Source organism: Halobacillus sp. A5 (assembly GCF_024189315.1).
Classification (GTDB): domain Bacteria; phylum Bacillota; class Bacilli; order Bacillales; family Halobacillaceae; genus Halobacillus_A.
In genome coordinates this window covers 653,884-667,498 of sequence record NZ_JAIZEO010000002.1, presented here as the reverse complement: position 1 = coordinate 667,498, position 13,615 = coordinate 653,884, and the positions used below count along the sequence as shown (strand labels likewise).

12 protein-coding genes are annotated in these 13,615 nt (G+C 46.7%); 1 reads left to right on the top strand and 11 read right to left on the bottom strand.

What is annotated here, in order from left to right:
* Nucleotides 1-2 precede the first annotated feature (2 nt).
* The 5 genes from LF822_RS11400 to LF822_RS11380 all read right to left on the bottom strand — a co-directional run bounded on the left by LF822_RS11400 (nucleotide 3) and on the right by LF822_RS11380 (nucleotide 6,666).
* Nucleotides 3-1,142 (bottom strand): acyl-CoA dehydrogenase, encoded by a 1,140-nt coding sequence (locus tag LF822_RS11400; protein WP_253924148.1) that lies wholly within the window; start codon nucleotides 1,140-1,142, stop codon nucleotides 3-5.
* Nucleotides 1,143-1,154: 12 nt separating this feature from the next.
* Entirely contained in the window at nucleotides 1,155-2,300 is a 1,146-nt protein-coding gene (locus tag LF822_RS11395; RefSeq protein ID WP_253924147.1) for an acyl-CoA dehydrogenase, read from the bottom strand.
* A 20-nt stretch (nucleotides 2,301-2,320) separates the two neighbouring features.
* A complete protein-coding gene (locus LF822_RS11390) occupies nucleotides 2,321-3,172 on the bottom strand; it encodes a 3-hydroxybutyryl-CoA dehydrogenase (RefSeq protein WP_253924146.1) in 852 nt (283 codons plus the stop codon).
* Complete coding sequence (locus LF822_RS11385; protein WP_253924145.1) at nucleotides 3,172-4,365, bottom strand: acetyl-CoA C-acetyltransferase; 1,194 nt, start codon at nucleotides 4,363-4,365, stop codon at nucleotides 3,172-3,174. The genes LF822_RS11390 and LF822_RS11385 overlap by 1 nt, the downstream gene beginning before the upstream one ends.
* A 171-nt stretch (nucleotides 4,366-4,536) precedes the next feature.
* Nucleotides 4,537-6,666, bottom strand: coding sequence for a heterodisulfide reductase-related iron-sulfur binding cluster (locus LF822_RS11380; protein ID WP_253924144.1), 2,130 nt, complete (start codon nucleotides 6,664-6,666; stop codon nucleotides 4,537-4,539).
* Nucleotides 6,667-6,836: 170 nt separating this feature from the next.
* Between LF822_RS11380 and cls the strand changes: the two genes are divergently transcribed.
* Nucleotides 6,837-8,024 (top strand): cardiolipin synthase, encoded by a 1,188-nt coding sequence (gene cls, locus LF822_RS11375; RefSeq protein WP_253924143.1) that lies wholly within the window; start codon nucleotides 6,837-6,839, stop codon nucleotides 8,022-8,024.
* A gap of 57 nt (nucleotides 8,025-8,081) precedes the next feature.
* Here cls and LF822_RS11370 read toward each other — a convergent pair whose 3' ends face one another.
* From LF822_RS11370 to speE, 6 genes are all read right to left on the bottom strand, one after another.
* Entirely contained in the window at nucleotides 8,082-8,261 is a 180-nt protein-coding gene (locus LF822_RS11370) for a XapX domain-containing protein (RefSeq protein ID WP_253924142.1), read from the bottom strand.
* Between the two features lie 550 nt (nucleotides 8,262-8,811).
* Complete coding sequence (gene argS / locus LF822_RS11365; RefSeq protein WP_253924141.1) at nucleotides 8,812-10,479, bottom strand: arginine--tRNA ligase; 1,668 nt, start codon at nucleotides 10,477-10,479, stop codon at nucleotides 8,812-8,814.
* A complete protein-coding gene (locus tag LF822_RS11360) occupies nucleotides 10,476-10,907 on the bottom strand; it encodes a YwiB family protein (protein ID WP_253924140.1) in 432 nt (143 codons plus the stop codon). The genes argS and LF822_RS11360 overlap by 4 nt, the downstream gene beginning before the upstream one ends.
* A 78-nt stretch (nucleotides 10,908-10,985) precedes the next feature.
* Nucleotides 10,986-11,432, bottom strand: a complete 447-nt coding sequence (locus tag LF822_RS11355; RefSeq protein ID WP_253924139.1) for a hypothetical protein — start codon at nucleotides 11,430-11,432, stop codon at nucleotides 10,986-10,988.
* A gap of 85 nt (nucleotides 11,433-11,517) precedes the next feature.
* A complete protein-coding gene (gene speB / locus LF822_RS11350; RefSeq protein WP_253924138.1) occupies nucleotides 11,518-12,396 on the bottom strand; it encodes an agmatinase in 879 nt (292 codons plus the stop codon).
* 264 nt (nucleotides 12,397-12,660) lie between these two features.
* Nucleotides 12,661-13,488: a spermidine synthase gene (speE, locus tag LF822_RS11345; RefSeq protein ID WP_253924137.1), complete on the bottom strand. Its 828-nt coding sequence runs from the start codon at nucleotides 13,486-13,488 to the stop codon at nucleotides 12,661-12,663.
* Nucleotides 13,489-13,615 lie beyond the last annotated feature (127 nt).

Below are 13,615 nucleotides of genomic sequence, written 5' to 3'. Positions count from 1 at the left end.
GGTTAACTCGTCACCATTCGTCCAATGACGAGGCGCTGAATTTCATTCGTTCCTTCGTAAATCTGTGTGATTTTCGCATCACGCATGTATCGTTCCACTGGATAATCCTTCGTATAGCCATAGCCGCCGTGAACCTGTACGGCTTCAACCGTAATCCGCATGGCCGCATCTCCAGCATAAAGCTTTGCCATTGCAGAAGCCTTCGCGTACGGCTTGCCTTCTGATTCTAGGCAGGCCGCCTGATAGGTTAACAGACGGGCTGCTTCGATTTCTGTGGCCATATCGGCCAGCTTAAACGACACTCCCTGGTGCTGAGCGATCGGTTTACCAAACTGTTCCCTTTCCTTTGCATAGTTAACCGACTCATCAAGAGCTCCTTGAGCGATTCCTAAGGCTTGAGCAGCAATCCCGTTACGCCCGCCGTCGAGTGTCATCATGGCGATCTTAAAGCCCTGACCTTCATCCCCGAGCAGGTTTTCTTTAGGAATGCGGCAATTATCAAAGATGAGCTCAGTTGTTGGAGAGGAGCGGATCCCAAGCTTCTTTTCTTTTTTGCCAAACGTAAAGCCCGGCGTGCCTTTCTCCACGATAAATGCACTTATACCACGGCTTCCCGCTTCCGGGTTCGTCTTCGCAAATACAACGTAAAGATCACCGACGCCGCCGTTCGTAATCCATACTTTACTGCCGTTTAGTACGTAATGATCCCCGTCGAGCTTCGCCTGTGTACGCATCGAGGAAACGTCACTTCCCGCACCCGGCTCTGATAACGCATAAGCCCCCAGCTTCTCTCCACTCGCTAATTGAGCAAGAAATGTTTTCTTTTGTTGTTCAGTCCCAAATTTATAAATCGGCCAGCTTGCCAGTGATATATGGGCCGACAGTGTTACACCTGTGGAAGCACACACTCGGGACAGCTCTTCAACCGCGATCACGTAGCTGACGAAATCCGATCCAATTCCACCGTATTCTTCCGGCCAGGGAACTCCGGTGAGCCCAAGCGCCGCCATTTTATCAAATATTTCTCGATCAAACCGCTCTTCTTCATCACGTTCCGCTGCAGTCGGCTCCACTTCTTTCTTCGCAAAATCACGAACCATCTTTCGCAGCATTTCCTGCTCTTCTGTTAATGAAAAATTCATCCGTCGTTCCTCCTAATCTTTCGTTAGATGATTACTGATGACAATTCTTTGTATTTCACTTGTGCCTTCGTAGATTTGACATACCTTGGCATCCCGAAACAGCCTTTCAACAGCATAATCTTCAGTGTATCCGTAGCCGCCGTGCACCTGAACCGCCTCAATTGATGCATCCATAGCGGTCTGCGAGGCAAACAATTTCGCCATCGACGCTTCTTTTCCGCACGGCCTGCCGGCACCCTGCAGAGAAGCTGCCTGATAAACTAACAGCTTAGCCGCTTCAACGTTCGTCGCCATATCTGCGAGTTTAAAAGAAATCCCTTGATGCTGGGCGATGGGTCTGCCAAACTGCTCCCGCTCCTTCGCATAGGCCACGGCGTGCTCTAGCGCCGCTTCCCCGATGCCGAGCGACTGGGCTGCAATGCCGATCCGTCCTGTATTTAAGTTGGCCAGGGCGATTTTAAATCCTTCTCCTTCAGCTCCAAGCAGCTGGGAGGCAGGTACTTTACACTGATCAAAGCTCAACGATACGGTGCTCGATCCGTGCATTCCCATTTTTCTTTCTGCTTTTCCGATCGTAAAGCCGGGGGTATTCTTCTCAATAATAAAAGCACTCACACCCCGGCCCCGCTTCTCGTCCCGGTTCGTACGGGCAAACACGATGAACGTATCGGCCGCGCCTCCGTTGGTTATGAATATCTTTTCACCATTTAAAATGTATTCGTCACCCTGCTTATCCGCTCTGGTTTTTAAACTGCCGGCGTCAGACCCTGCACTCGGTTCGGTTAAAGCAAAAGCTCCCAGATACTCCCCTGAAGCGAGCTTCGGAATGTATTTCTGCTTCTGTTCCTCCGTGCCGAAATAAAGAATTGGGTTCGTACCGACTGAAGTATGAACAGATAAGATCACGCCCAGCGTGGCACTCACCTTGGAAATTTCATGGATCGCCATGACATAGGAGGTATAATCCATTTCAGCCCCGCCGTACTGTTCAGGTATAGGAATTCCCATTAAGCCGAGCTCCCCCATCCGCCGCACAAGTTCTATCGGAAACCGATCCTCACGCTCCATCCGCTCAATGGCAGGCGCCACTTCTTTCTCGGTAAAATCACGAACCATTTTTTGCAGCATCAGCTGCTCATCCGTAAACTGTAGGTCCATTTCGTTCTCTCCCTCACCTGTTATTCATAGCTGTAGAATCCGCGGCCGGACTTCTTCCCAAGCCAGCCGGCTTTCACGTACTGCCTAAGCAGCGGGCAGGGACGGTATTTACTGTCCCCGAAACCTTCATGAAGCACTTCCATAATCGATAAACATGTATCCAAACCAATAAAATCAGCTAATGTGAGCGGGCCCATCGGATGGTTCATACCGAGCTTCATGACTTTGTCGACATCCTCTACTGAAGACACTCCTTCATAAACGGTATAAATCGCTTCGTTAATCATCGGCATTAAAATCCGGTTTGATACGAATCCAGGAAAATCATTAACCTCCACAGGAGTCTTGTTGAGCTTCTCCGTCATCTGCTTTATCGCTTCAAACGTTTCGTCGCTAGTCTGCAGTGCGCGAATCACCTCCACCAGCTTCATAACTGGCACAGGATTCATAAAGTGCATACCGATCACCTGCGAAGGACGATTCGTTACTGCGGCAATCTCTGTTATTGGCAGTGAAGATGTGTTGGACGCTAAAATCGCGTGATCCGGCGCAACAGCATCTAAGCTTTGAAAAACCTTTGTTTTAACTTCCATTTTTTCTACGACCGCTTCAATGATTAGATCGCATTCGGAAGCGGCACGGAGATCAGTGGCAGCTTCTAAATTCTCTAGCACCTGCTGTTTCTCGCTCTCAGTCATTTTCTCTTTTTCTACTGCTTTATGGAGACGTTTCTTTATCCCCTCTACTCCTTTATGTAAGGCTTCTTCGTTTAAATCATTTAATTTCACTCGAAGTCCGGACTGTGCAAATACCTGAGCAATACCCGCACCCATCTGACCCGCACCAATGACCATTACCTGCTTGATTGCCATTAGTCCTGACCTCCTGCTACTTCAATAAGTACGGCATCTCCCTGTCCTCCGCCGGAACAAATAGAAGCTATACCCAGTCCTCCGCCCCGGCGTTTCAATTCATGAGCGAGGGTTAAAATAATACGGGCACCGCTTGCTCCGATCGGGTGGCCGAGGGCTACAGCCCCTCCATTAACATTGACTTTCTCCGGCTCAAGACCAGCGATTCTGCCGCTTGCCAGCGATACAGCCGCGAATGCTTCATTGACTTCGAACAGGTCGATATCTTCGAGTGCCATTCCTGTTTTCTTAAGCAGCTTGTTAATAACGAGACCTGGAGTTTGCGGGAAGTCCTGTGCTTCGACAGCAATTTCTTCGTGAGCAATAATCGTAGCAAGCGGGGTTACGCCGATTTCTGATGCTTTTTCATCAGACATGAGCAGCATAGCCGCCGCGCCATCGTTGACGCCCGGAGCGTTACCTGCCGTAATTGTCCCGTTAGGATCAAATACCGGCTTCAGCTTAGCAAGAGATTCCACAGTCGTATTGCTACGTGGAGCTTCATCGTTTTCAATAACGACCGGTTCTCCTTTACGCTGCGGCACTTCTACTGGAACGATTTCTTCCGCTAATTTTCCTTCTGTAATAGCTGCGCCGGCACGCTGATGACTCTGGTACGACCACTCGTCCTGCTCCTCACGAGTCAGCTCAAACTCAGCAGCAGTGCGGCTTCCGTAATTACCCATATGCACATTTTCAAATGCACACGTCAGCCCGTCATGGACCATCATATCTTTAACCGCAGCATCACCCATACGCAGACCCCAGCGGGCTTTAGGCATAAAATACGGTGCATTGCTCATACTTTCCATCCCGCCCGCGACGATGATTTCTTCCTCTCCAAGACGAATAAACTGATCACCCATCGTTACACTCCGCATACCAGAAGCACATACTTTGTTGACCGTCTCTGTCTTTACGTCCCACGGAATGCCCGCTTCTCTTGCAGCCTGGCGTGAAGGGAGCTGACCCTGTCCGCCCTGCAATACGGTTCCCATAATGACTTCATTGACGTCCTCCGCCTGGATTCCTGAACGCTTTAATGTTTCTTTAATGGCAATGCCGCCAAGCTGTGCAGCTGTTAAAGGCGCAAGCCCTCCGCCAAACTTCCCAAAAGGTGTTCTCGCTCCTGCTACAATTACTGTTTTACGCATCTTATCGTTCCTCCTCTATAATTGTTAACGCTTTCATTTAACGGCGATTGAACGCTCGCTCAATTTACTCTCATAAGGAAAGTGTACAAAAAATTCTGTACACTTTCCACCATTATTTGCTAATCCTCATTTAGTTTTCGCTTCCATTTCCAAAAACTCAGCGAAAGCTGATTACGCTGTCTTTTCTACTTTTTCGGGAAAAATTGAGGCGGCCAGAATCTCTGCGATATCCATCGTACTGACCTTCTCTTCGACTTCCTTCGCTTTCGTGCCATCTGAAAGCATCGTTAAACAGAAAGGACATCCGCTTGAAATCATCGTCGGTTCCACTTCTAACGCCTGCTCTGTACGAGCTACATTCATGCGGTTTCCGGACTTTTCTTCCATCCACATCATACCGCCGCCGGCACCACAGCACATACCGTTAGAACGATTCCGCTTCATTTCAACGACTTTGACGCCTGGAATCATTTCAAGAACATCACGAGGCGGCTGGTACACTTCATTGTAGCGCCCGAGGTAGCAGCTGTCGTGATAGGTAATCGTTTCGTTCACCTCTGCTTCCGGCTTTAACCGGCCATCCTTCAGCCACTCCGCCAGCATTTCCGTATGGTGAAAGACCTCAGCTTCAAAGCCTAAATCAGGGTATTCATTTTTAAAAATGTTATAAGCATGCGGATCGATCGTTATGATCTTCTTCACATCGTTTTTCTCAAATTCTTTAATATTTTTTTCCGCAAGCTCCTGGAATAAAAACTCATTACCCATACGGCGCGCGGTATCGCCCGAATTCTGTTCTTTGTTCCCTAGAATCGCAAATTTAATGCCAGCTTTATTCATCAGTTTCGCAAAAGCCATAGCGATCTTCTGGCTGCGGTTATCATACGATCCCATCGAGCTGACCCAGAATAAATATTCAAACTCTTCTTCTGATTTCTTCAATTCTTTCACTGTTGGAATGTGTACGTCCTCCGCATCGCGCCAGTTCTCCCGATCCTTCTTGGAAAGTCCCCACGGGTTCCCCTGGCGTTCAATGTTCATAATCGCGCGCTGGCCGTCCGGATCCATCTTGCCTTCGGTCAGCACGAGATAGCGGCGTAAATCTACAATTTTATCTACATGCTCGTTCATAACGGGACAAGCATCTTCACAGTTACGGCACGTCGTACATGCCCAAAGTTCTTCCTCCGTAATGACATCACCAATCAAACTCTTATTCTGAACCGCATCGATACTGGCTGCTGCTTCCTCAGACCCGTGTGTCTGCGCCATCTGCGCCAGTGTATTACCTTCTGTATTCGAAAATGCATAAGCCGGCACCCACGGCGCCTGAGCTGTCACTGCTGCTCCTTTTTCCGTTAAATGATCACGTAATTTAACGATCAAATCCATTGGAGAGAGCATTTTTCCCGATCCTGAAGCTGGACAGACATTTGTACAGCGTCCGCATTCTACACAGGCATAAAAGTCGATCATCTGCAGCTGGTTAAAATCTTCAATCTTACCGACACCGAACGATACATCTTCTTCATCGGCTTCTTCATCGATTTCAAAATCAATTTTCTTCAGTTTGCCGGGAGGATCCTGCCGACTCAAAAACGTATTAACAGGAGCTGCAATTAAATGAGCGTGCTTGGACTGCGGCACATACACGAGGAAGGTTAGTAAAATCAACGTGTGAATCCACCACATCACGAAAAACACAGTAGCAGCAACAGCAGCCGGCAGCCATCCGAAAGCGCTTGCAATTAAGCTCGCAATAGGTTCTGTCCAGGTTGGTTCATGACCATGCCAAATGATGCCCATCCCATTACCGATGAGAACGGAAGCCATCAGCCCTCCAATAAAGATCAGCACTAACCCCGCTTTAAATCCCCGCTTCAGACGAACAAGCTTTTCAACGTAGCGGCGGTGAAATGCCCAAATTACAGCAACAATAATCGTTAGTGTGACAATCTCCTGGAAAAAAGTAAACCCGGGATAGAACGGGCCGAGCGGCAGGTGCGAATCAGGGGCAAGCCCTTTCCAAATAAAATCAACCGCTCCAAATTGCACGAGAATAAAGCCATAAAAAAACATAACATGAATAATGCCGGATTTCTTATCCTTTAACAATTTCTTCTGACCGAACACATTCACCCATACTCGATTAAGACGGTCCTTTATTTCCCCGTCAAATTCAAATTTGCGTCCGAGCTTGATGTATTCCACTCGAGTCCGCACAACCCGAACAAATAAGTATAAACCGTAGGCTGTAACCCCAAGAAATAGTAACCAATTGGCGATCAACAACGGATTCATATGTTCTCCCCCTCTTCGTTGTTAGACCAGAAACTGCTAATTTTCTGAATCGTATAGCTTTACTATAAATTATGAATGAGCATTCAGTCAATATATTTCCGAAATTTTTCATGTTCAATAGCTGTAATAATAGGGAATACTTACTAAGGAATCGAGGAAGGAGATTAGTCATGATTCTACTAACTGTGTTTATTGTCATTATTTCTATCATTATATTAGCGATTATCGATTTTAAATTAGGAAGAAGAGACCATTTAGCAAAACAGCGTTTCCTTCCATTCGATATTACGACAGGGAATTACCAGCTTTACAAAAACGGCTCCCCCCTATATGAAGATTTATGTCAGGACATCGCTAACGCGAAGCATCACGTCGATGTGTTTTTTTATGTCATCAATATTGATAAAGCCGGACGTATGCTGCTTGAGTCATTGAAGAAAAAAGCGAAAGAAGGAGTGGAAGTGCGGCTGCTGGGCGATCGTCTGGGAAGTTACCAGATTAATAAAAAAGAGCGCCGGGAATTAAGAGAGGCAGGCGTCCAGTTTCAATTCGCTGAAACACCCCGATTTCCGTACTTTTTTTACAAATTCAACCGGAGAAATCATCGGAAAATCGCCGTTATTGACGGTAAAATCGGATACGTCGGCGGCTATAATATAGGCCGGGTCTATATGGGGGAAAGCTCTTATTTCCAGGATTGGCGTGACTATCACCTTCGTTTGACTGGACCTGTTGTATCTGACCTGCAGCGTACTTTTTTAGATGACTGGGGATTGGCGACAAAGGAAGTGGATGAACCCTTCATTCGTAACAAAGATGAAGAGCATACCGTACGTATCGTAGCAACTGATGGTGGGGAGCTTGAGGATGACTTGTTTGAAATGATCCAGAATGCAAGAATGGAGATTTTAATAGGTACTCCTTATTTTATCCCAACTAAAATGCTCCTGGCCGCCCTTAAGGAAGCCATTGACCGGGGAGTAAAGGTTCACGTCATGATCCCGATGAAGCCCGACCACCCTTTAGTTAAAGAAGCCGGGCTCCCGTTTATGTATGAACTGTTTCGCCACGGCGGGAGCATCAGCTTTTTTGACGGAGGATTTTACCACGCTAAAGTAATGATCGTCGACCGTACCTTTGCCTACTTAGGAACAGCCAATTTCGATCGGCGCAGCATGTTCTTAAACAAAGAAGTCAACATGTACATTTATGAAGATGAATTTGTAGAAGACCTTCGGCAAGCGTATTTGGGCGATACGGAAGAAGCATTGTTATTAAATGAAGAATGGATTGCCAACCGATCCTTGTCGATCAAAATCAATGAACAAATTGCTAAGCTGTTCCGCCCTCTTCTTTAATTAAGGGGAGTTACTTCGTTTTCACCTGACTATTAACAGAAACATTGACATAAAACCTTAATTAAAAACGGAAGCAACCATTGGAGCCACCCATGCGATAAATTTAAAGCCTAAATAAATACCAACAATTCCTGCTATTCCTGCGAGCGCAGGAGGGGCAGGAATTGGGAGCCTGAATATAGCAAATACCGCTCCTACAATAAAGCCTGCAGCTAGTGCCAACCCAATTTCTTTCATGCTTTCGCCCCCTTGTCTTTACTATACCCAATTGGTTATTTTAGATGAATGAAAAAACCGTCTCACCTATTTTATGTTGATAAGCTTTTCAGCTTGTTGAGAAACCATGATTTCTCTTATATTTTAATCTTGAAATTGTAACCCTTGCTTAGATGAAGAAAAGGAAAGGGTTTTAGGAAACGTCGTCTCTCCCGTAGGAGTGTCTACGTTTCCTAAAACCCTTTTTTGATAATAGATCACTACGCCAAGCTGCGCTTTTTCTTTAGATTCAAATGGAGGAACCATGAGATACCATGTCTACTATCCATCCGAGCTTATTCATCAGCCTCAGTGCGCCCAGGATAGGGGTCAGTTCGATGTTGCCACAGGACGTGGCGACCTTAGTCGAACTTCCTCTGACCAGGCCTTAACGCCCCTTTTCGCTTTTCTTTTGTCCAGCTCCAAGGGGCAGGCCTTCGCGTCATATGCAATCCCATTTCGTGGCATACACCGCCACTGCATGGTTTTGCATATGCGTGCCAGGCCTTAACGCCCCTTTTCGCTTTTCTTGTTACATTTTTTCTGGTGCGGAAACTCCGATTAGGTGCAGGGCATTCTGCAGGGTGTTTCTTACGGCTTTCATCAGTGCTACGCGGGCGACCGTTCGTTCTTTGTTGTCCGGGTCGAGTACTTTTTCAGCGTTGTAAAAGCTGTGCAGGTTGGATGCAAGATCAAATGCATACTGCGTCACGCGGTGAGGCGTGCGTTTTTCTGCTGCATCGGCCACAATTTGTGGAAACTCCCCTAAGCGTTTGAGCAAGGCTTCTTCTTTTTCAGAAGACAGGTGGCTGCCGTCAAATTGTCCTGCAGATAATCCTTTGTCGATCGCCTGTGTGAGCATTGTGCAAATGCGGGCGTGAGCATACTGAACATAGTACACAGGGTTTTCGTTGGATTCTGAACGGGCTAAGTCCATGTCAAAATCCAGGTGGGAATCACTTGAACGCATGGAGAAGAAATAACGCATGGCATCAATCCCTACCTCTTCCATCAGCTCCCGCAGGGTAACGGCTTTCCCTGTACGCTTACTCATCTTCACTTTCTCTCCGTCCTGGAACAGATTCACCATTTGAATGATCTCGACTTCCAGCGTTTCTTTACTGTAGCCAAGTGCCTGGATCGCCGCGCTCATACGGGGGATATAGCCGTGGTGGTCGGCTCCCCAAATATTAATTAACGTATCAAATCCGCGGTCAAGCTTGTTTTTGTGGTACGCGATATCTGGTGTTAAATACGTATAGGTGCCGTCATTTTTAATTAATACACGGTCTTTATCGTCGCCGAACTTCGTCGTTTCAAACCAGGTCGCGTCATCCTTCTCGTACACAAAATTCTTGTCCTTTAATACTTGGAGGGCGTCTTTAATTTTATCTCCTTCATAAAGAGAGGTCTCCGAGAACCACTCATCAAAAGGAACACGAAACTCTTCTAAGTCGTTCTTTATTTTATCTAATTCAAACTTCAGGCCGTAGGAACGGAAAAATTCAAGACGCTCTTCTTCAGGGGTATCCGCCCACTTATCACCGTCTTCCCCGGCAAGCTTTTCGCCAAGCTCAATAATATCCTTACCGTGGTAGCCGTCTTCAGGCATGCCCCACTCTTTACCAAGTGCCTGCATATAACGCGCCTCCACAGACAGTGCAAGGTTCGCCATCTGATTTCCGGCATCATTAATATAATACTCACGAGACACTTCATATCCAGCTGCATCCAACACGTTGCACAATGAATCACCAACAGCTGCTCCGCGCGCATGGCCTAAATGAAGGGTGCCTGTAGGGTTTGCAGAAACGAACTCCACTTGAACCTTATGGCCATTCCCTGTGTCCGTACGCCCATAAGCCTCTCCTGCTTCAAGAATCGAGGGCACGAGATCCGTTAAGTACTCATTGTTCATATAAAAATTAATAAATCCCGGCCCGGCGATCTCAATTTTTTCAATCGATGCTTCCGAACGGTCAAACTGCTCCACAAGCTCTGCTGCAATTTGGCGCGGGTTCTTTTTCGCCACTCTTGCCAGCTGCATAGCCATATTCGTCGCATAATCGCCGTGAGACTTATCTTTCGGCTGCTCGAGTACGACCTCCGGCATTTCTTCGTCTGCCGCCAGTTCTGCAGCCTTTACAGCCCGTATGATTTCATCCTTCAGCTTCTGTTCCGTCTGCTCTACAATATTCATTCGCTTTCCTCCTCAAAAAGTAACGTCAACCGATGACGCTGCGTCACTTCATGATTCAGCGTCATTTGATAGCTAATAAACAATCGTCCACGATCTCCAGCCGTTATCGAACGGTACTCGATTTGATCGGTAAATGTCTTCATATGAAAATCACCATACGTGTGGTGGTAAATATTTTCCGTTTCCGCCTTTTTCTGAAACACCTGGCGCATATCCACTCCGCCTGTCCGTTTAATGCTGACATGACCGGGTTTGATCGTAACCATTGTATGAATGGGTTCGCCTTCTTCAGGAGTTTCTGTGAACTTCACGACTTCCGTTTCCCCGCGTGAGAAAAACTGACCCGGCTCAGACAATGACATCTCTTCTTTACGGTCGTCATCACGGATCTCAGTCACAAGCTTTACGCGCACCTCTTTAGCTGACATTGTATCGCTCCTTGCTTTTTCGCGTACATCCTTAACCTTTACATTATAAGAATTCACAACCGAAAACTCAAGCCTTGTCTACTTTATAAGTGCATTTACCCGTTCATGCACGGATTGAATTTCTCCAATATACGATGGGACAGTAGCTACAGCGTAGATAGCAATAATACCGATTGTGATCCAAACGAACCAATTATGAGGAAGCTGCTCTTTAAATGGCTGTGTTTCTTTGAAAACAGAAAATAAAATCAGCGGAAAAAACAGTGAAATGACAACTAAGTCTACCTGCCAGTGGCTCTCCACATTTTGAATGGCTGTCTGCAATAGTAGAATTTCTGACATGTTCTCAGCTATATCTAACTCTGCTGCTTCATTTTGACCGAGCCCTTCTTTAATAACAACGGTCGATCCGTCGCTCTCATACGAATACCCGGAAGGATTCCAATTATAATTCAACGTTATAAACAGCAGTGCTGCCATAATAACGGCATAAACCAATGTAAAAGCAATGATTTTTTTATTCATTATAGCCATATCCCCTTTATTTGTATCTCTTCTCAAAAAGAAAAACCCGCTACACAGTTGTAACGGATTACAATTATTTTATCATCTATCTCACAAAACCTAAAAGCATTTCCCTAATGAATTTACTGGCAGCGATCGCTGTCTGTTCGGAAGGGTCATACGCCGGTGCCACTTCCACAAGATCACAGCCGACAACGTTGACACCGGAATCAGCGATAGCATGAATCGAAGCAAGTAATTCTTTGGAAGAAATCCCTCCAGCTTCTGCTGTGCCTGTTCCCGGGGCGTAAGCTGGATCAAGTACGTCAATGTCTATCGTCACGTACACATTCTCACCGGCAAGATCCGGTAAAACGCTCTTAAGCGGCTCAAGCACGTCGTAGCGGTACATATGCATGCCGCTTTCATCCGCGTACTGAAATTCCTCCCGCATGCCGGAACGAATTCCAAAGGAGTACACATTCTCCGGGCCAAGCAGCTCACACGCTTTTCTGATCGGCGTCGAATGGGAAAGAACTTCCCCCTCGTACTCCTCCCTCAGGTCGGCATGGGCATCAATATGAATAATCTTCAGGTTTGACAGCGATTCGTGACACGCCCTGATGACCGGCCAGCTGACGAGATGCTCTCCGCCGAGCCCGATCGGAAACTTTCCTTTTTTAAAAAGCTCTTTCGCATAGTCCTCTATAATGTCCAGACTTTTCTGTGCGTTTCCGAATGGAAACATAAGATCGCCGGCATCGTGATAGGCGACTTTCTCAAGGTGGCGGTCGAGATACGGGCTGTATTCTTCCAGTCCGATCGACGCTTCGCGGATACGGTTCGGGCCGAAGCGTGAGCCTGGGCGGAAGCTGACGGTATAATCCATCGGCATGCCATAAATGACGGCCCGGGCCTCTTCTTCTGTGGCACGGCTCATAATGAAGACCTTGCCTGAGTAAGCTTCGTCGAAATAATGGGGCATTGGTTCGGCCTCCTTTAAGGTGTATCAGTTTATGCAAGCTGGTGTGCTCAAGGTAGTGCTGTTGCTGGGTGCTGTGCTCAGGGTACCAGGTACCGATTAATCTTTTATGGCTACAGAATGCTTTTTAGTCTAATCGGTACCTGGTACCCAATTGCTCTCTTTCTGTATTGCAAAGTATACTCAATGACTCTCTTTCTGTATTTTGAAAGACATCATTTTGCTCACTCACTATGCTGTGAGCAGCACCCATTGCTCTTTTTATTGCTATTCAGTCAGCTCTTTTACAAACTTTGGCAGCACAAATGAAGCGCTGTGCAGCTCGGCAGTATAATACTTAGTATCAATTTCGGTAAAACGGTCTGCCGGGACTTGCACTGGGTCATAAATTTTACTTCCCATGGTGAACGTCCACAGCCCGCTTGGATAAGTTGGAATGTTCGCCGTGTACACTTTCGTAATCGGAAATGTTTCTTTTACATCGGCGCACACCTGGCGGATCAGGTCTGCTTTAAACCATGGGTTGTCAGTCTGTGCGACAAAGATCCCGTCTTCTTTCAGGGCTTTCGCAATTCCTTCGTAAAAGCCTTTTGTAAAAAGGTTGACGGCGGGCCCCACAGGTTCAGTTGAATCAACCATAATGACGTCATATTCACGCTCACTCTCCGCAATGTGCATGAAGCCGTCATCGACTTTAACCTCTACGCGCGGATCTTCGAGCGTGCCTGCAATCGCAGGCAGGTACTGCTTTGAATACTCAATCACTTTGCCGTCAATCTCAACGAGAACTGCTTTTTCGACGCTTTCGTGCTTCAACACTTCACGGATTACACCGCCGTCTCCCCCGCCTACAACAAGAACCTTCTTCGGACTCGGGTGGGTAAATAACGGAACGTGGGCCAGCATTTCGTGGTAGACGAATTCATCTTTTTCCGTCGTCATGACCATGTCATCAAGAACGAGCATATTGCCCCATTCTTCAGTTTCAAGCATCTCAAGCTCCTGAAAATCTGTTTTTTCTTTATGCAAAGACCGCTTCACTCTAGCTGTAATGCCGAAGTGTTCGGTTTGTTTTTCTGTAAACCATGTACTCATGTATGATTCTCCTTTCACTACCTGTAAACAATGAAATTATAGAGGAATCTGTGGAAAAAGCAAGAAAATGTTTAATTTATACTTGGTTTTCCCATAATAATAGCAATTAAACAGGTGGGAGATTGAG